At 69.1% G+C, this 427-nt stretch carries 1 protein-coding gene; it reads left to right on the forward strand.

The annotated features are described in order from the left end of the window. The coding region (locus SB751_RS28275; protein ID WP_410748820.1) for a metal ABC transporter permease at positions 1-427 on the forward strand (427 nt) is incomplete at both ends.

Consider the following 427-nt stretch of genomic DNA (forward strand, 5'->3'; position numbering starts at 1 on the left):
GCCTACGCGACCCAGGTCACCGCACTGCTGTTCGGCAACGTGCTCGGCGTGAATACGTCGACGCTCGGCGTGCTGGCGGCGTTGGGCGTCGTCAGTTTGCTGGCGCTCGCAGCGATCATGCGGCCGCTGCTGTTCGCTTCGTTGCAGCCGGAACTGGCCGAGGCCAAGGGCGTGTCGTTGCGTCTCGTGTCGGTGCTGTTTCTGGCGATCGCCGCGCTGGCCGTGGCGGCGTGCACGCAGATCGTCGGCGTGCTGCTGGTGTTCACGCTGCTGGTCGGGCCGGCGGCGGCCGCGCAGAACCTGTCGACGCGGCTGTCGACCGGCGTGCTGCTCGCCGCGCTGTTCGCGCTGTTCGAAGCGTGGGTCGGCATCGCCCTCGCGTATTACACCGACTGGCCGACGAGCTTCTGGATCACGGCCCTGTCCG

Source organism: Cupriavidus sp. SIMBA_020, from assembly GCF_046535395.1.
GTDB lineage: Bacteria > Pseudomonadota > Gammaproteobacteria > Burkholderiales > Burkholderiaceae > Cupriavidus > Cupriavidus campinensis.